This is a genomic window from Neomoorella carbonis (genome assembly GCF_045278715.1).
GTDB classification, from domain to species: Bacteria; Bacillota; DSM-521; order Neomoorellales; family Neomoorellaceae; genus Neomoorella; species Neomoorella carbonis.
On the sequence record NZ_CP136420.1, the window covers coordinates 2,331,094 to 2,348,516 of the forward strand.

The window sequence follows — 17,423 nt, forward strand, 5'->3', positions numbered from 1 at the left end:
AATTTATTTTATGAAGAACACGGTACCTCCCTGGAAACCTAATAAAACTATGTTTTAAGGCAAGGAGGCACCGTGTCCTCAAATCCGGATCCGGGCCTTACTTCTTATTCCAGGCCAGGTAAATCTTTTCCGCCGTCAGGGGCGCTTCCTTTATCTCCAGGCCGGTGGCGTTGGCCAGGGCATTGGCGATGGCAGGCGTAATGGAGATCATGGGGTGTTCCGCCACTCCCCGGGCACCATAGGGGCCGTCCAGCTGGGGTGTTTCGACAAAATAGACCTCCATTTCCCGGGGCAAATCTTTGGCCGTAGGTATCTTATAGTCCACCAGGTTCCTCGTCAAGAGCCTCCCGGCGTCATCGTAGAGGAGGACTTCCGAAAAGGCTGTACCCAGGCCCTGAACAATGCCGCCGATTACTTGCCCTTTGCTCAGGGTTGCGTTTAAGACTTTGCCCACGTCAAAGGCCGATACGACTTTGAGCACCTCGATATTGCCCGTCGCCGTGTCCACCTCGATCTCAATGGCGTGGGCGCCGTAGGTCCAATCCAGGGCCGGGTATCCCTGGCCGGTTTCCGGGTCGAGGAAGGTTAAACCCTGGGCGATATACTTGCCCCTGCCGATGAGGGGTCCGCCGACGGCGTTGCCATTCTCATAGGTATAGCCTATGGCCAGCTGGCTGTAGGTCAATTTCCTATCTGGATGGTGGCGGACGTAAATTACTCCCTCGCCAAATTCCAGTTCATCCTCTGCCGCCCGTAAGACGGCAGCCGCTGTGCTCCGCATCTGCGCCTTCAGGTCTTCGCAGGCGCGGATTACAGCATTACCTCCCATCACTGTAAAGCGGCTGGCCACCGTCTGCCAGTCATAGGGCCCTGTCTCGGTACTGGTTTCCCAAACCACATGGACTTTTTCCAGGGGCAGGTGCAGGCTGTCGGCTGCAATCTGGGCCAGGGTGGTATAGGTACCCTGGCCGTAGTCAATACCGCTGACCAGGACATTAACCGAGCCGTCCTCATTCATTTTAACAACCGCCGAAGAAGCCGTCCATGATGGCATGGCCGGCGCCTTGTGGAGGACGGCCAGCCCTATCCCCCGGTACTTACCGGTCTCCCTTTCCCGGGCCTTCTCTTCTTCCGACTTTACCAGGGGCCAGCCGATTTTTTCCGCGACAAGGGCCAGGCACTTGTCAACTCTGCCAGTGTTTTCATGGACCTTTTCCCCGGTAATGGTGATAGAGCCGGGTTTAAGGAGGTTCCGCATCCGGAATTCCAGGGGGTCCATCCCTAACTCTTTGGCCACCAGGTCCCGCTGGCGTTCAATGGCCCAGAAAAACTCGGCATGGCCGAAACCCCGGTAAGCCGTACCAAAGATATGGTTGGTATAGATGGTGTAGGAATCGATTTTAACATTCTCAATCTCATATGGACCCACGCCGGAATAACCTGCCGCCCGGCCGATATTGACGCCATAATCGGCATAGGCGCCGGCGTCCCACAGGTAGGCAATTTCTTCAGCAATAATGCGGCCCTCCCGGGTAACGCCGGTCTTGATTTTAGCCAGAAGGCCCTGGCGGCAGGGCAGGGTGGCAATCTCCTCTTCCCTGGTAGCCGTTAATTTAACCGGCCGGCCCCGCGCCGCCCGCGACAGGCAAGCCACCAGGGCTTCCAGGTGAATGCCGGCTTTGCCGCCGAAACCGCCGCCGACATAGGGGACAATAACCTCAATCTGGCTGCGGGGCACGCCGGTGGCCGCGCTCAAAAGGTCGCGCACGGCAAAGGGCGACTGGGCACTGGTCCAGACTTTAATACGGTCCCCCGTCGACCATTTAGCAATGGCGACGTGGGTTTCCAGGGGCATGTGCAGGACCTGGGGCTGGTAAAAACTATTCTCAACTATTACATCCGCCCTGGCAAAGCCGGCCTCGACGTCGCCTTTGCGTAATTTAAAATGATTGGCAATATTGGTTCCCGGTTTGGGGAAGTAGACGCCCTTTATCCAGGAATAGGTGCCTAAATCTTCATGGACCAGGGGCGCCCCTTCCTGCAAGGCCGCCTCTACATCCAGAACTGCCGGCAAGGGTTCGTATTCAACTTCAATCAAATCTACAGCCTCCTGGGCCGTATCCAGGTCAACGGCGGCCACCGCTGCCACCGGCTCGCCGTAATAACGGACTTTACCGGTAGCCAGGACGGGCCGGTCGATCATATAGAGACCCAGTTTATAGGGGACGTCCGCTCCCGTAAGGACTGCTTTCACTCCCGGTAAGGCCCGGGCCTTGCTGGTATCAATCCTTTTAATGCGGGCATGGGCATAGGGGCTCGTTTTTAACCGGGCATAAAGCATGCCCTGGACTTTCAAGTCATGGACATAGAGGGCCTCCCCCGTTACTTTTTCAACACCGTCAATCCGGGGAATTCCCGCGCCAATGAGGGTCTGGCTCATTCTGTCGCCCCCTTTGCGGCCACAGCTTTTATAGCTTCAACAATGGGTACATACCCTGTACAGCGGCAGAGGTTGCCTTCGATGGCTTCTTTAATCTCCTCCTCTGTGGGGTTGGGGTTCTGGTTCAGCAGCGCCCTGGCGGCCATGATCATGCCCGGGGTACAAAAACCGCACTGCAGGGCGTTATGCTCGATAAAGGCCTGCTGCAGTTCGGAAAGCCGGCCGTCCCGGGCCTCGCTTTCAATGGTATATACTTCTGCCCCTTCAGCTTCCACGGCCAGTACCAGGCAGGAATTGACCGCCTTGCCGTTGAAAATCACCGTGCAGGCACCGCACTCGCCGGCGCCGCAGCCTTCCTTGGTGCCCGTGAGATTTAATTCCTCCCGCAACAGCCAGAGGAGGGTTTTATCCGGCTCGACAGCCACCGTATATGCTTCGCCGTTGACCTTCAGATGGATGGTCTGCTTCACGCCCTTTTAACCTCCTTTCCCAGGATCCCCAGAACCTGCCGGACCAGATAATCGGCCATGGCCAGGCGGTACTCCCGGGAAGACCGCTGGTCGCTGATGGGATTTACCTGTTCCTTTACTTTATTGATAATAGTGGCAATTTTTTCTTCGTGCTGCAGGTCGTCACCTTCCAAGGTTTCGAGTCCTTGCACCAAGAGCGGCGTCGCCGCCATGGCCCCCAGGGCCAGGCGGAGATGCCCGTCGCCGGTCAAAAATCCAGCCACCCCTACCTGGGCCAGGTCATGACCCTTGATCCGCGCTCTCTTCAAATATACGCCTTTACCCCTGATAGCCGGTATCTCAAGCTTTACGACCAGTTCATCAGGCCGCAGGGCATTGCGCTTGACCCCGACAAAAAATTCCGCCAGGGGAATTTGACGCACTCCCCTGCGAGAAACGGCGATAATCCTTGCCCCCAGCACCAGAGCCGCCGGCGCCATATCGGCCGCCGGAGAGGCGTTGCACAGGTTGCCTATCAGGGTCGCCCGGTTGCGGACCAGGGTGTTGGCCAGAGTCTTGCCGGCCTGGACCAGGATAGGGTAGTGGTCAATTACCGGCGCCGCCGCCAAAAGCTGGTTGATGGTAACAGCTCCCCCTATAACCAGTCCTCCCTCCGGTGTATATTCCAGTACCTGCATCTCCGCGATTTGTTTTATGTCAAGTAAATATTTACAGTTTAACACCCTGTCTCTAAGATTAACAATAATATCCGTCCCGCCGGCAAAAACCCTGGCTGCCTCGCCATATTTTTCTTTAAGCTCTACGGCTTCAGCAAGACTGGCAGGCTTAAAGTATTCTATTGCGGCCATGGGTACACCTCCCGTTAGCCATTCAATTCAAAATAGCCTTACCCTTTTACCGGACGACCCGGTAAAAGGGTAAGGTAAAACGCCTCCTAACTACTCCTCATCAAAGGCGACGATCCGGCAAATGGAGGATTCGCCGCCGACAAACCGCCAGGGGAAGCAGCCGATTATCAGGCGCCGGCCCAGAATCTTGTCGATATCGCCGCCGACGTTTTCAGCGTGAATAATGTTATCAGGGAAGAGGGCAATATGCATTACTTGATAATCCTGGGGCGGCAGCAGTTCATCCATAGACTTGCCGTATTTCCGGCGCATAAAGGCGTCGCATTCTTTGGCCTGCACCGGCATCCACTCGCGGATTTTGGTATTCATGGGGTGATCGGCGGAACCGCAGTCAACGCCGATCCATTTTATTTTCATTTTCTTACACCACTCGGCAAACTCACGCGTCGGGCCGGGGTGCTTGACCATATAACGTACTTCATCAGCTTCCGGCTGGTCCCAGGAATAGTGGTGGTAACCGGTATGAATGATCAGGATGTCACCTTCCCTGACTTCGACCCGATCGGTAATATCCTTTGAGGTATAAATACCGTAATCCTCGGCAATATCGCTGAGATCCACTACTACGCCCGGCCCTACCAGGAAATCCAGGGGCAGGCTGGCTATATCCTGGCCGTGGGTGCAGAAATGCAGGGGCCCGTCCAGGTGGGTGCCTACATGGTTGGAAGTAGTGATGAGCTGCCCGTTGGCGCCATTGGGGGCCAAGCGCTTGAAGAACTTAATCTGCAGCGGCTCATAGGTCGGCCACGGCGGTGACAGGTGGCTCAGGGGCTGGGTTAAATCATACATTTTAATTTTGTCCCAGTTTTTAAGCATAGGTCTCTCCTCCTGCCTTAAGTCTGCGGGAATATGACGACAAAATACCTTTCCCTTAAATAAAGGTAATTGCTGTCTTCACCTCCCCCAAATGGAATCCTGAAAACGGCAGGCAACTTCACGCAGGCCGCTGCCGGGGCATTATTTCTTACTTGAACCCGGCTGCCCTGACCCCCCTCTGCCATATTCTCCAGCCAGGGCCAGAAGGGCTGCAGCGAAGCACTCCCAGGGCGGGTTGACCAGGCCGGCGCCCACCTGGCCTACGCCTGCCTCCCGGTGGGCAATGCCTGTATTAATCTGGGGCAAAATGTTGGTCTCTACTACCTTGCGCACATCGATACCTGTAGGTGTGCCCCGGAAATCGAAAATGGGAATGGAAAAATACGGGTTTTCCTTCAGGGTTATCTCGTACATCCGCCGGGAATATCCCAGGGCATCGCCGGGCGTACCTCCCACAAACTGGACAATGGCGATGGCTGCTGCCATGGCAAAACCACCGATACCGGCCGTTTCGGTGATGGCGCTGTCGCCAATATCGGGATTGGCGTCGGCCTCGTTGTAACCGGGAAAATAAAGGCCTTTTACCATCTGGGCCGGGCCGGTAAACCAGCGGCCCGGCAGGCCGCTGACACGGATGCCGAACTCCGTGCCATTACGGGCCATGGTAGTGACCATAGTACTCCCCTTGATCCCGTGGGCGGCATCCAGCATGGCTTTGGCTGCCGGCATGGACAGGTTCAGGAAAAAGTGGTCGTTACCGTTGATGAAATTGAGGATATCAACCAGGTCATCGCCCGGCAGTTCGGCCCGGATCAGGTAAGGGGCAATGGCCCGAATGAAAAGGGAAGTAGCGGCCTTATTGCGGTTGTGTAATTCATCTCCCATGTGCAGGGCCTGGGCAATCAAGGCCCGCAGGTCAATGCCCCCGCTCAGGCGGATGGCCTTTTTGAGGCTCGGAGCCAGCACCTTTTCCATCCACTTTAACCGCTCAATAACCTCGTTGCTGTAGGCGCCGTAACGCAACACCTTACCCAGGCCTTCATTCAAGGTGCAATAGGCGTCATTGCCGTAGGTCTGATTGTGGATTATAAATACCGGCATGGAAGGTGAAATGATACCGGCCATGGGCCCTACGGCGCCGTGTTCATGGCAGGGACTGAAGGTAACGGCCCCTGAGGCGGCGATTTTTTCTGCTTCCTCCGGGGTAGTTGCCCGGCCTTCGTAGATGAGGGCGCCGATAACTGCCCCCCGCATGGGTCCAGACATTCTTTCCCACGTTAGGGGCGGACCGGCGTGGAGAATAGTATCAGGCGTCATACCGGCGATGACATCTATAGCCCGGCCTATATCAACTAGAACCGGTTGCGACTCGGCGTAACGTTTAAAGGCCTCCTCATTAGCGGCGTCAATATCCTCCCGGTGGCTTAATTGCTCCAGGGCGGCAATTAGCTCCACCTGGCCCCGGGCCGGGGGCTCCCAGCTTAAATGAGTTACTTCAACCCCTACACTTTTAAGTTCATCGGCAAAGCCCTGATTACCGAGGCTGACAACTTTTAAATCCTGGCTGAAAAGATCGTTTAGGACCATTGGCTCCCGTCACCTTCCTGCCTCATTCTTTTACCAGAGCAGCTGCCAGCCTGGCTGCCCGGATATTGCTTGGAAGTACCACCACACCGGCTTCCTCCAATTGCCGGCGCTGCCGCACCAGTCCCTGGGGATCGTTATCTGTACCAATGAGGGCGGCCACAAAGACCAGGCGCCTTCCTTCCCCGGCAGCACGCTGGCTGGCTTCTTGCACCGCCTCGGCCATAATGCCTCCCGGGTCAGCATGGGAGCCATGCCCCAAGATGACGTCGAACAAAATGACCGCCACCTCGGGGTCGGCAGCCTCCGCCAGCAGCCGCGGTACCCTGAGGCCCGGTTCAATCATTGGGTGCGGCCGGCCGCGGGTAAAGTAGTCATCGCCCATGTCCAGGAAGGTATGCCCCTGGCTGCGTTCGATGTCAGCCAGGGCTTCCGCCTGGTCGAAGGGAATGTTGGAGTGGATGGGGATCCCTTCCTGGCGAAAGACGACCATCGCTTCATCGCAGAGGGTGCCGCCCCCATACAGGGCGCGGACGTACTTTTGCCCTGCTTTCCTGCCGGCACGGAGAGCCTCTACCGTTACTGCCGCTTCTTCAACTGCCAGAGATACTTCCTTGCCGCCCCGGGCCAGGGCAACCGCACGCAGCGCTGCCTCCTCCAGGTTGGAACACTGGCTGATGTTGGCCCCGGCATGACCCAGAGGCCGGGCACCCAGTAAACATAGGACAACAGGCTTGCCAGCTTGTTGTGCCCGGGCCAGGATCTTGGCGGCAACCTCAGGCGCCGGAGGCTTGGAAATAATAACGATTATTTGCGTCTGGCTATCCCGGGCCAGGGCCTCTAAAGCTGCCAGGGTAGTGCGGCCACCCACCTGTTCCGACAGGTCACGTCCTCCAGTTCCAATGGCCTGGCTGATACCTTCTCCAAGGCTGTCAATAAGGGTCGTTACCTGCTGGATGCCGGTTCCGGAAGCGCCAATGATGCCGATAGAGCCACGCCGCACCCGGTTGGCAAAACCCAGGGGTATACCGTTGATTATCGCCGTCCCGCAGTCGGGTCCCATCATTAACAGGCCCTGCGCAGCTGCCATTTCCTTGAGGGCAATTTCGTCTTCCACGCTGACGTTATCGCTGAAAAGGAAGACATGCATGCCCTGGCGCAGGGCTTCGCGCGCCTCCCGGGCCGCATAAATCCCCGGTACTGAAATCAATGCCAGGTTAAAGCCGGGGCTTAACTGGCAGGCCTGGCGGATGGTACGGGGGCGCTGTTCCTCGACTTCCAGCCCGGACTCCTGGCGGGGCGCCAGCAGCTCTTCCACCTCCCGCAGGGCCGCCTCGATAACATCATCATTGATGGCCCGAATGCCAATCATCAGGTCGTTGGGAGAAGCGGCGTCTGCTTCAGCTGTCAACAGTTCCATACGGGCCAACGAAGCTTTATTGAGATCGGTTCCCATACCCACCAGGACGTCTTCTACCCCTGCCAGGCGCGCCACCTGCCCGGAGATACGCATTAAAGTGACAGAATCATAATAGCTGTTAGCTTTAATTATAATTTTTGCTGGCATTTTGCTTACCCTTCTTTCTTCCTAAGGGAATTACCGGTTCCCCAGCTTGTTCTCCAATTGCCAGGTGAAAGCCAGGTAAAGACCTGTGGCCATATCGGTTCCCGATGTCGCCCCCAATCCCAGTAAACTTCTCGCTGCTACCGTTACTTTTTCCGGCACCCCCCGGGTAACAGCGTGCAACACCTCTTGTAGATATTCGTGATAATCGCCCGCCATAGCCTGGCGTAAAATATGAGCACTCACTGTAGTGGTGCGGTTGAGGTTGTTAATTATCGCCCGGTGTAACCCGGGGAGGTAAACCTGGTACTCTACCCCGGTGCCAGCCGCAGCCAGCAGGCCCACAACTAAATCATCCCCCGCAGGAGTTAACCCAGGACCATAGCCCAGGATGCCGGTCATGGCCGTCGCCAGGTCACCTGCCCGGCCGTAATACAAGCCCCGGGCCAGGCAACTGATGGAAGCGGCCAGGGGATGGCCTCCAGGATGGCTGATTATGTCCTTCATCCCACCCCTGACCCCCCAGCGCCATATGGCCGCATGCAAAGCCTGCAAATTATTTCTTGGTAAATTTTCTCGCTTCCAGGTCAAAGCCGTCCGGGCTTGCCCCGGCCATAACCGCAACCGCCGGCAGTCCACGGCCAGCACTTCTCCTACCAGCAGCCATTCTCCCTCCAGGCTAACCGGCATACCCCGCCGCAGGCCCAAGGTTATAAAATTGATATTTTCCGGCAGATCAATAACAAGAAAGCCTGGCGCGTTGCCCGTACCCCGGCGTACCAGGGAAAACAACCCTTCTTCCCGGTAGAGGTTCAACACCCGGCGAAAAACGCTGTGGACACTAAAATTTAACCGCTGCCTTCCCACCCCTCTACCTTTTAAGCCGGGCTGGAGCAACTGGTAAAAGCGCCGGCCGGCACAAATTGCCGTACAAAAATAAATCCTACCCGCCCCCTTCCACACTTTTATTTAATTTTGATCCTTTTTAAAAATTTCCTTTGGTGAACATCCATAAATACTAGCCGCCGACATTTATAATGATTTAATAAGAAGACGCTCCTGCATGTTTTAAGGTACTATCCTGGTGCCGGCTTTCCCTGCCACCGCAGCAACTATGGCCTCCGGTGAAGTAATTAAGCCCTGGCCGCCGTTATTTTTAAGATACCTTATAATGGCCGTAATCTTCGGCCCCATGTTTCCCGGCGGGAAATGACCCGCCTCCAGGTAGGCCTCTGCCTCCGCTACCGTCAGGAGGTCCAGTTCCTTTTGATCGGGTTGGCCAAAATTAATGGCCACCTTACTTACCCCGGTAGAAATAACCAGCATACTGGCTTTCATTTCGGTAGCCAAAAGCGCGGAGGCGTAATCCTTATCAATAACAGCAGCTATTCCTTCCAGCTGGCCATCCTTTTCTATCACAGGGATCCCGCCGCCGCCAGCACAGATGACAATGTAGCCATTGGTAATTAAATCCCTGATGGCCGCGCTTTCCACAATGGCCCGGGGTTCCGGTGAGGGTACTACCCGCCGCCAGCCACGCCCGGCATCCTCAACCACAGTCCAGCCGTCTTCCTGTATATGCCGCTCCGCTTCTTCCCTGGTCATAAAGCTGCCGACTGGTTTGCTGGGTTTTTGAAAGGCTGGATCGTTCTTATCCACTATCACCTGGGTAACTATGGTAACCGCCTGCCTTTTGATGCCGCGCTGGCGAAATTCATTCATAAGGGACTGTTGAATCATATAACCAATGGCCCCCTGGGTATCGGCCACGGCAAATTCCAGGGGTATCAGGGGTAGTTCTCTGACCGCCAGTTCGGCCCGGCGGATTAAAAAGCCGACCTGCGGCCCGTTGCCGTGAGTAATGGCTACATTCCAGCCCTGTTGCACCAGCTCAGCAATACTGCGGCACGTTTCTTTTACCGTTGCCAGCTGCGACTTTAAATCAACCTGCCCTTTGTTTTTAATTAAAGAGTTACCCCCGATGGCTATCACAGCCAATTTGTCCATATTTTTATCCCCCCTCCATATCTAAATATTTGATTTTACTTTACCCTACCTTTAATCACTAACATATATATTAAATTACACTTGCAAGGATAAATTCCTTTGTAGTAAATATATAAAAAGCCGGGCGTGCTCTTATAAACACCACCCGGCTCTTTAATTTATGATACCTATACCCTCAGCACCCCGGAGACCGGCGATACTTCGCCCGGCCGATTGTATATAAGTCATTACCCTGGGAGTCAATACCCACAATCACCGGAAATTCTTCTACTTCCAGGCGGTAAATGGCCTCCGGTCCCAGGTCTTCGTAGGCAATGACGGTGGCCTTTTTAATATGCCGGGCCAGGAGGGCCCCCGCACCACCGGTAGCCAGGAAATAGACGGCACCGGCTTGCTGCATGGCCTGAATTACTTCCGGGCTGCGGCCGCCTTTGCCAATCATCCCCCGCAGGCCCTTTTCCTTGATAAGCAACGGCGCGTAGGCATCCATCCGCCCGCTGGTAGTGGGTCCGGCAGAGCCGATTACTTTACCGGGCCGGGCCGGGCAGGGGCCGACGTAATAGATAATCTGGTCACGGAGATCCACGGGCAGCTCGCCGCCCGCCCGGAGGGTTTCTACCATCCGCTTGTGGGCCGCATCCCGGCCGGTTAAAATAGTACCGCTGATTAAAACCTGGTCACCGGCCTTTAACCTCCGGGCCGTTTCTTCATCCAGAGGCGTCGTTATTCTAAGCACAGGCCCACCCCCTACAGTATTGCGGTGGCATGCCGGGCGGCATGGCACTGCAGGTTGACGGCGACCGGTAAAGAAGCAATGTGGGTGGGGTAAACTTCTATATGGACATCTAAAGCTGTAACCCTCCCACCCAGGCCCTGGGGACCGATGCCGCTGGCGTTGATGGCCGCCAGCAGTTCTTCTTCCAGTGCGGCAACATGGCTTAAAGGATGGCGCTGCCCCAGGGGGCGCAGGAGGGCCTTTTTCGCCAGGTAAGGGGCTTTTTCCAGGTTGCCGCCGATGCCTACCCCGGCAATAATGGGCGGGCAGGGATTGCCACCAGCCTCCTCCACCACTTGGAGCACATATTTTTTTATGCCCGCCACGCCGTCGGCCGGTTTGAGCATCTTTACCCCCGACATATTCTCGCTGCCGGCGCCCTTGGGTGCCACCGTAATCTTCAAGCGATCCCCGTCAACTATCTCCGTGTGGATAATGGCCGGCGTATTGTCGCCGGTATTTTTACGCAGTAAAGGATCGCCCACTACCGACTTGCGGAGATAGCCTTCCGTATAGCCCTGCCGCACGCCGGCGTTGATGGCTTCATAAAGATTGCCGCCCGTAATATGTACCTCCTGTCCCACTTCTACAAAGACTACCGCCACCCCTGTATCCTGGCAAATGGGCTCACCGGTACTGGCTGCCAGCCTGGCGTTCTCCTGGAGTTGCTGTAATATATCCCGCCCTAAAGGCGCTTCTTCCCTGGCCTGGGCTGCCGCCATGGCCTGCCACCAGTCCGGCCCCAGCACCGAGCAGGCCTCAATGCACAGCCCGGCCACTGCCGCCGTGATTTCCCGGGCTTTAACTTCGCGCATTACCTTCCAGCCCCTTTTATAAATCGGTAATAATTATAACATGTTTTCCTGCTTCCGGGATCTGTTAATTTGGGAGCATAGTGCGCGGGTCCAATAAAATTACGGTACAATCCGGGTACCTGAGGTTCCTTCAAGAGCAGCAGCTATCTGCACCGGCAAGGTGATAATGCCTTCTTTTCCGCCGTTTTTCAGGTACCTTATAATGGCCTCGATCTTGGGCCCCATGTTCCCCGGGGGGAAATGCCCGGCAGCCTTGTAGGCCTCGGCTTCGGCCACGGTCATCCTGTCGATTTCCTTCTGATTGGGTTTGCCGAAGTTGATGGCCACTTTATTTACTCCCGTGGAAATAACCAGGGCATCAGCTGCAATCTGCCTTGCTAATAACGAGGAAGCGTAATCCTTGTCGATAACGGCAGCTATCCCTTCCAGCTTGCCGTCCTTTTCGATTACTGGGATACCGCCGCCGCCGACACAGATAACAATATACCCCTTCGCTATTAAATCCTTGATCGCTTCGCTTTCGACAATTCTCTGGGGCTCCGGTGAAGGTACTACCCGCCGCCAGCCGCGGCCGGCGTCTTCGACTACCGTCCAGCCGTCTTCTTTTACGTGCCGCTCCGCTTCTTCTTTGGTCATAAAGCCGCCGATGGGTTTGGTGGGGTTTTGGAAGGCCGGGTCGCTTTTATCTACTACTACCTGGGTTACTACTGTCACGGCCTGCCGCTTGATACCCCGCCGCTGAAATTCATTCATCAGAGACTGCTGGATCATATAGCCGATGGCGCCCTGGGTGTCGGCAACGGCGAACTCCAGGGGTATCGGCGGCAGTTCTCCTACCGCCAGTTCCGCCCGCCGGATTAAAAAACCCACCTGCGGCCCGTTGCCGTGGGTGATGGCGACGTTCCAACCTTTTTCGACCAGTTCGGCTATACTGGCGCAGGTCTCTTTTACTGTGGCCAGCTGGTCCATCAGACCTATTTTGTTTTTATCTTTGATCAGGGAATTGCCCCCTATGGCTACTACTGCCAGTTTATCCATCCTGGTTTTCCTCTCCTCCGGCTTTTCTATGCCTGCTCCTAATTCGTCTTTAGCGGACGTTGCCCGTGGTCAGGGCCAGCAGGGCCATCCTGATGGGCACGCCGTTGTGAGCCTGGCGGAAGTAAGCTGCCCCGGTATAAGAGTCGACTGAGACGGCGATCTCGTTCACCCGCGGTAAGGGATGCAAGATGCTCATGCCTTTTTTGGCTACCGCTACTACTTGGTCGTTGACAATATAGGAGTCCTTAACACTCTCGTACTCCTCCTGGCTGGGGAAGCGTTCCCGCTGGATGCGCGTTACATACAGTATATCGGCTTCGGCTACCGCTGCCTTTAAGTCATCGGTTTCTTCCACTTTGATGCCTTCTTCCCTCAACTCGGCGGTTATCTCTTCCGGCATCTTTAGCTGTGGCGGTGATACAAAAATCATGTCGCAGCCGTAGTGTTTAAGTAGATAGACCAAGGAGTGAACGGTGCGGCCATACTTCAAGTCTCCCAGCAGGGCTACCTTCATTCCTTCTACCCGGCCATGCTCTTTGATAATGGTGTAAATGTCCAGCAGGGCCTGGGTGGGATGCTGCCCGGTACCGTCGCCGGCGTTGATTACCGGGTGGTCGGCGGCGTCGGCGGCTTCCTGGGCCGCTCCTTTAATGGGGCTGCGGACTACGATTACATCTACATACCCGTCGATTACTTTAATGGCGTCGTACAGGGTTTCACCTTTGGCCGTGGATGAGATCTGCATCTGCGGCGTCTCTGAAACCGTTATTACGTTTCCTCCCAGCCGCTGCATGGCTGCTTCGAAGGACAGGCGCGTGCGTGTGCTGGGTTCGAAAAACAGGGAGGCCATGATCTTGCCGTCCATGTCATACAGGCGGCGCTTGTTGACCAGGGCGTCTTCATAGTAGGCTGCTGTCTTCATGATCAGCTGCAGCTGTTCAAAGCTTAAGTCCCTGGCAGATAAAACGTCCTGGCCTTTCAGCAATTCCATTTCTTCCGGGGTGGGTTTTGGGGCTCCCATAAAATAATACTGCACCTCTCTAGGAAAAAATAACCTGCGGTTTATTTAAAGGTAGATTTTCCCGGTATGCATCCTGATAACTCCGGCAACCAGGGTTAAATATGGTTTACCCTTTAGTTTTTGCCCCTCAAAAGGCGTATTTCTTCCTTTTGAATAAAACCCCTGCGCCTGGACCGTCCATTCCAGGTCCGGATCAAAAACGGTTATATCGGCGACACTGCCGGGTTTAAGTGTTCCGCTATCCCGCCCCAGAATGACGGCTGGATTACAACTAAGCCGGGCGATTGCTTCTTTGAGGGAGAGATAACCCCTCGCTACTAAATAAGTTAAGGTGACACCCAGAGCGGTCTCGAGACCGACGATGCCTTTGGGGGCCGTGTACATACCAGTTGCTTTTTCGGCCACGGTATGAGGGGCGTGGTCAGTGGCTATGGCATCAATAGTCCCATCAGCTAAACCTTCACAGATAGCCACTACATCTTCCTCAGGGCGTAAAGGGGGATACATTTTGGCGTTGGCGCCGAAGGTAGCAACTGTTGCATCGGTAAGGGCAAAGTTGTGCGGCGTGGCGTCCGCCGTTACGCGAATACCTTTATGTTTTGCCCAGCGGACGATTTCTACCGTTTCCTTGGTACTAACGTGGGTAAGGTGTAGACGACAGCCTGTTTCCGCCGCTAAAAGAACGTCACGCGCAGCAATGATCGCTTCCGCTGATGCCGGCATGCCTTTATAGCCTAGGCTAGCAGCAACCTGCCCTTCGTGCATGACTGCACCGCGAGTGAGGTTCTTATCCTCGCAGTGGGTCATAATCAGCAGGTCTTCCCTGGCGGCCTGCAGCATGGCCGCCCGCATCACTCCGGCATCCATCACTGTTTCGCCGTCATCGGTGAAAAGAACTGCTCCCGCCTGCTGCAAAGCCGTAAAATCGGTTACTTCTGCCCCGCGACTGCCACGCGTGATAGCCGCTGCCGGCAGGACATGGACGCAGGCCTCGGCATGGTTGGCGACATATGCTACCACTGCGGGGCTGTCACAGACGGGCTTCGTGTTGGGCATGGCCACCACGGTAGTAAAGCCGCCGTTGGCCGCGCTCATGGTACCGCTTTTGATAGTTTCTTTGTCTGTAAACCCCGGTTCACGCAGGTGAACATGAAGATCGATGAAGCCAGGAGCAACAATCTTGCCGCTAACGTCGATGACCTCCGCACCTTCTACGTTCAACGCGGGGCTTATAGCCTCAATTTTATCCCCACGGATGAGGATGTCGGCTACCATATCAATGCCGCTGGCCGGGTCGATGACGTGGCCCTTTTTAAGTAACAGCTTCCTCATACTTTTCTTTTCCCACGCTTCCAAACTGCATCCTTCGCAGGCGTCCCAATTTGTTCTGATCCCAGGTGAAAAGCCTTACATGCCAAAAACCCGGAAGGGAACACGATCCCATCCGGGTTATCATGACGCTATTAAGGCATAACCGTTATTTGCCTGCTGCCGGGTTTGACAATGGGCAGCCCCTGCCGGCACAGGGGGCAGTTCTCCGGCGTGTAGGTTTCGATATCAAAGGTAATGAGGGACTGAATAGGCAGTCCCAGGTCCGCCCGGCCACCGCTGCGATCCACCAGAGCGCCGACACCTACCGGGATAGCCCCGTGTTGTTTTACTACCTCGATTACTTCCAGGGCAGAACCACCCGTGGTAATCACGTCTTCAACCACCAGAACTCGTTCGCCCGGTTCCAGGGTAAAGCTACGCCGCAGGGTCATAACCCCGTTTTCGCGTTCGGCAAATAACGCCCTTGTCCCCAGGTGACGGGAAATTTCATAAGACATAATGATGGCTCCAATGGCCGGGCCAATGACGGTAGTAATCCCCTGGCCTTTAAACTTTTCCGCCAGCTCACGGCATAGGATGGTATTTTCCTCGGGATACTGCTGCACCCGGGCACACTGGAGGTAGTGGGCACTGTGCAGTCCGGAAGTCAGCACAAAATGCCCTTCCCATAAAACCCCTGTACGGCGAAAGATGGCCATGATTTCTTCCCGACTTAACATAAACCGCTCACCCCATATAATCCTTATTTACAATTGGATTGCGCCAATCAATTCCTTGATATCTTCTACCCCCTCCTCGAGAAGATAATGCTCTAAGCCGGCAATAATTTCACTTAAAGCCCTAGGGTTAACTAAACCTGCCGTCCCGACAGCAACAGCAGTGGCACCCGCCAGCAGAAACTCAACGGCGTCATGGGCGGTCATGATCCCCCCCATGCCAATTAAAGGTATTTTTACAACTTGAGCCACCTGCCAGACCGCATACAGGGCTATGGGTTTAATGGCCGGGCCGCTTAATCCACCCACAACATTAGCCAGGGCAGGACGGCGTGTCTTAATATCAATGGCCATGCCCCGGACGGTATTAATCAGGGAAAGGGCATCGGCGCCGGCATCCTCAACGGCCCTGGCTATTTCCGTTATATCAGTCACATTGGGTGTCAATTTAATTATTACCGGTAAATGGGTATGCCTTTTAACCGCTGCCGTCACCCGGGCCGCCATCTCAGGCACGGTACCAAATACAATCCCGCCCTCCTTGACGTTGGGACAGGAGATATTGACTTCCAGAGCGGCAACACCCTCTGCAGCACTTAAACGCTCCGCCAGCTCCGCATACTCATCAATTGTTTTGCCGGCAATATTGACAATCAGGGGTGGGGAAAACCGGCGTAGATAGGGTAGTTTCTCGCGGATAAAAACCTCTAAGCCCGGGTTTTGCAGGCCTACGGAATTGAGCAACCCGCAGTAGGTCTCCATAAAACGAGGCGGGGGATTACCAATAAGTGGTTGGAGGGTTATCGTCTTAACAACAATCGCTCCCAGGCGGTTTAAGTCGATAAAGGGGGCATATTCCTCCCCAAAACCAAAGGTCCCGGCGGCCGGCATTACTGGATTCTTTAAAGTTAAACCGGCCAGCTGAACTGCCATGTTGACTTTAGGCACTTTCGCATTTTGTTTCATTTTGCCTGGTCTCCCCAATACACATGAGCTGCATCGAAAACAGGTCCGGCTGTGCATACGTTTTCGTAATATATTTTGCCCTGGGCATCAAGAAGGGCTGTCACGCAACCGCGACAAGCCCCGAGTCCGCAAGCCATTCTTTCTTCCAAAGAAACTTCTGCCGCAATGGAAAATCTGCGCGCCAGGCGGGCGAATTCCGCCATTCCGGCCCTTGGACCACAGGCATAACTCCGGTCATAAGTCCTTTCCTTGAGATATTGCTCCCACAGTTTGGTCACCGGCCCTTGAAAACCTTCGCTGCCGTCATCCGTAGCCACAAACAGGTTAATCTTCATGGCCTTTAAAGTTTCTAATTGATATAAGCGCTCCTTATTTTGAGCGCCATAAAAAAAGTCAATTTCGTTCCCCGCCTCCAGCGCCCGCCGGGCAAGAAAAAGCAAGGGAACAATACCCAGCCCCCCTGCTACTAAAGCCAACCTTTTATTGGCCGGTAAAGTAAAACCGCGGCCAATAGGGCCTAAAATATTGATTTTTTTTCCTGCCCCCTGCCTGGTCAGCCAGGCCGTCCCGCGGCCCTTTTTCTGGTATAGCAAAACTAATTCTCCCCTGTCGCCGACGTCGTGGATGCTTAATGGACGCCTCAGCAGGGGATCCAGGGTTTCTGAACAGCGAATATGGACAAACTGCCCCGGTTGCGCTGCCGCAGCAATTGCCGGAGCCTGCAGTTTTAAGAGAAAAACCTCTTGCCCAATCTGGTGCGAAGCCAGGACCTCAGCTTCCAGATTCTGTATCAACATGGTCACCCTTTACGCAAAAATCTCTAATATATTCGCCATGGTTTTCGATTTTCCTGCATGAAAAAACCTGGCGGTTAAAAAACAGCCAGGTGCTTGTTTAACTTTCGCCCAGCTAACAGAGAGGCCGGGGCTGCTGTTTGTTATTATTTCTTTTTTCCCTAATCTCTACCCGTA

At 55.1% G+C, this 17,423-nt stretch carries 16 protein-coding genes; all 16 read right to left on the minus strand.

The features are described 5' to 3' along the window. Positions 1 to 97: 97 nt before the first annotated feature. A complete protein-coding gene (locus MCACP_RS11870) occupies positions 98 to 2,440 on the minus strand; it encodes a xanthine dehydrogenase family protein molybdopterin-binding subunit (protein WP_406676951.1) in 2,343 nt (780 codons plus the stop codon). Further along, the gene (locus MCACP_RS11875) at positions 2,437 to 2,910 is read right to left on the minus strand and encodes a (2Fe-2S)-binding protein (protein ID WP_406676952.1); all 474 of its coding nucleotides are present in this window, start codon (positions 2,908 to 2,910) and stop codon (positions 2,437 to 2,439) included. The genes MCACP_RS11870 and MCACP_RS11875 overlap by 4 nt, the downstream gene beginning before the upstream one ends. Then, the gene (locus MCACP_RS11880; RefSeq protein ID WP_406676953.1) at positions 2,907 to 3,758 is read right to left on the minus strand and encodes an FAD binding domain-containing protein; all 852 of its coding nucleotides are present in this window, start codon (positions 3,756 to 3,758) and stop codon (positions 2,907 to 2,909) included. The genes MCACP_RS11875 and MCACP_RS11880 overlap by 4 nt, the downstream gene beginning before the upstream one ends. Before the next feature lie 90 nt (positions 3,759 to 3,848). Continuing rightward, a complete protein-coding gene (locus MCACP_RS11885; protein ID WP_406676954.1) occupies positions 3,849 to 4,634 on the minus strand; it encodes a cyclase family protein in 786 nt (261 codons plus the stop codon). 141 nt (positions 4,635 to 4,775) lie between these two features. Further along, positions 4,776 to 6,221, minus strand: coding sequence for a DUF1116 domain-containing protein (locus tag MCACP_RS11890; RefSeq protein ID WP_406676955.1), 1,446 nt, complete (start codon positions 6,219 to 6,221; stop codon positions 4,776 to 4,778). A gap of 22 nt (positions 6,222 to 6,243) precedes the next feature. Next, complete coding sequence (gene fdrA, locus MCACP_RS11895; RefSeq protein ID WP_406676957.1) at positions 6,244 to 7,785, minus strand: acyl-CoA synthetase FdrA; 1,542 nt, start codon at positions 7,783 to 7,785, stop codon at positions 6,244 to 6,246. Positions 7,786 to 7,815: 30 nt separating this feature from the next. Continuing rightward, positions 7,816 to 8,649 (minus strand): DUF2877 domain-containing protein, encoded by an 834-nt coding sequence (locus MCACP_RS11900; RefSeq protein ID WP_406676958.1) that lies wholly within the window; start codon positions 8,647 to 8,649, stop codon positions 7,816 to 7,818. Between the two features lie 201 nt (positions 8,650 to 8,850). Further along, complete coding sequence (gene arcC / locus MCACP_RS11905) at positions 8,851 to 9,789, minus strand: carbamate kinase (RefSeq protein ID WP_406676959.1); 939 nt, start codon at positions 9,787 to 9,789, stop codon at positions 8,851 to 8,853. Positions 9,790 to 9,964: 175 nt separating this feature from the next. Then, positions 9,965 to 10,525, minus strand: a complete 561-nt coding sequence (locus tag MCACP_RS11910; protein ID WP_406676960.1) for a Fe-S-containing hydro-lyase — start codon at positions 10,523 to 10,525, stop codon at positions 9,965 to 9,967. A gap of 11 nt (positions 10,526 to 10,536) precedes the next feature. Then, entirely contained in the window at positions 10,537 to 11,379 is an 843-nt protein-coding gene (locus MCACP_RS11915; protein ID WP_406676961.1) for a fumarate hydratase, read from the minus strand. Between the two features lie 99 nt (positions 11,380 to 11,478). Then, complete coding sequence (gene arcC / locus MCACP_RS11920) at positions 11,479 to 12,417, minus strand: carbamate kinase (protein WP_406676962.1); 939 nt, start codon at positions 12,415 to 12,417, stop codon at positions 11,479 to 11,481. 49 nt (positions 12,418 to 12,466) lie between these two features. Beyond that, entirely contained in the window at positions 12,467 to 13,438 is a 972-nt protein-coding gene (gene pyrB, locus MCACP_RS11925) for an aspartate carbamoyltransferase (RefSeq protein ID WP_406676964.1), read from the minus strand. 45 nt (positions 13,439 to 13,483) lie between these two features. Beyond that, entirely contained in the window at positions 13,484 to 14,794 is a 1,311-nt protein-coding gene (locus MCACP_RS11930) for a dihydroorotase (RefSeq protein ID WP_406676965.1), read from the minus strand. A gap of 107 nt (positions 14,795 to 14,901) precedes the next feature. Next, positions 14,902 to 15,489: an orotate phosphoribosyltransferase gene (pyrE, locus tag MCACP_RS11935; RefSeq protein ID WP_406676966.1), complete on the minus strand. Its 588-nt coding sequence runs from the start codon at positions 15,487 to 15,489 to the stop codon at positions 14,902 to 14,904. 27 nt (positions 15,490 to 15,516) lie between these two features. After that, on the minus strand, positions 15,517 to 16,452 hold the full coding sequence (locus MCACP_RS11940) for a dihydroorotate dehydrogenase (RefSeq protein WP_406676967.1): 936 nt from the start codon (positions 16,450 to 16,452) through the stop codon (positions 15,517 to 15,519). Further along, the gene (locus tag MCACP_RS11945; RefSeq protein ID WP_406676968.1) at positions 16,449 to 17,249 is read right to left on the minus strand and encodes a dihydroorotate dehydrogenase electron transfer subunit; all 801 of its coding nucleotides are present in this window, start codon (positions 17,247 to 17,249) and stop codon (positions 16,449 to 16,451) included. Before MCACP_RS11945 ends, MCACP_RS11940 begins: the two co-directional genes overlap by 4 nt. Positions 17,250 to 17,423 lie beyond the last annotated feature (174 nt).

Bases quoted from the DNA above. Each gene is read 5' to 3' on its own strand.
- MCACP_RS11870 (WP_406676951.1), bottom strand. From the start codon at position 2,440: ATGAGCCAGACCCTCATTGGCGCGGGAATTCCCCGGATTGACGGTGTT.
- MCACP_RS11880 (WP_406676953.1), bottom strand. From the start codon at position 3,758: ATGGCCGCAATAGAATACTTTAAGCCTGCCAGTCTTGCTGAAGCCGTA.
- MCACP_RS11885 (WP_406676954.1), bottom strand. From the start codon at position 4,634: ATGCTTAAAAACTGGGACAAAATTAAAATGTATGATTTAACCCAGCCC.
- MCACP_RS11890 (WP_406676955.1), bottom strand. From the start codon at position 6,221: ATGGTCCTAAACGATCTTTTCAGCCAGGATTTAAAAGTTGTCAGCCTC.
- fdrA (WP_406676957.1), bottom strand. From the start codon at position 7,785: ATGCCAGCAAAAATTATAATTAAAGCTAACAGCTATTATGATTCTGTC.
- arcC (WP_406676959.1), bottom strand. From the start codon at position 9,789: ATGGACAAATTGGCTGTGATAGCCATCGGGGGTAACTCTTTAATTAAA.
- MCACP_RS11915 (WP_406676961.1), bottom strand. From the start codon at position 11,379: ATGCGCGAAGTTAAAGCCCGGGAAATCACGGCGGCAGTGGCCGGGCTG.
- arcC (WP_406676962.1), bottom strand. From the start codon at position 12,417: ATGGATAAACTGGCAGTAGTAGCCATAGGGGGCAATTCCCTGATCAAA.
- pyrB (WP_406676964.1), bottom strand. From the start codon at position 13,438: ATGGGAGCCCCAAAACCCACCCCGGAAGAAATGGAATTGCTGAAAGGC.
- pyrE (WP_406676966.1), bottom strand. From the start codon at position 15,489: ATGTTAAGTCGGGAAGAAATCATGGCCATCTTTCGCCGTACAGGGGTT.
- MCACP_RS11940 (WP_406676967.1), bottom strand. From the start codon at position 16,452: ATGAAACAAAATGCGAAAGTGCCTAAAGTCAACATGGCAGTTCAGCTG.
- MCACP_RS11945 (WP_406676968.1), bottom strand. From the start codon at position 17,249: ATGTTGATACAGAATCTGGAAGCTGAGGTCCTGGCTTCGCACCAGATT.